The organism is Bacillus sp. SIMBA_008, assembly GCF_046535495.1.
Taxonomy (GTDB): Bacteria; Bacillota; Bacilli; order Bacillales; family Bacillaceae; genus Bacillus; species Bacillus subtilis.
Map to the genome: position 1 here is coordinate 1 of NZ_JAWRWL010001428.1, position 229 is coordinate 229.

Sequence of the window (229 nt, forward strand, 5' to 3'; positions counted from 1 at the left end):
CTTAGTAAACAAGAACGAGAAGATAAATTATACGATGTTACACGGCAAAATCTTGAGCATACAATACGTATTCTTCATTACAATATAGCTCATGAAATTCCATTATATCGCTTATCTTCTTCCATCGTCCCACTTGCAACGCATCCCGAAGTCGAGTTTGATTATATCGGGTTGTTCACACCGCTTTGGCATAAAATTGGGGCATTAATTAAAGAACACAATTTACGAG

General features: G+C 36.7%; 1 pseudogene. It reads left to right on the top strand.

Annotated features, from left to right (window positions below):
• A pseudogene (uvsE, locus tag SB658_RS28205) lies at positions 1-229 on the top strand (UV DNA damage repair endonuclease UvsE); the annotation flags it as partial.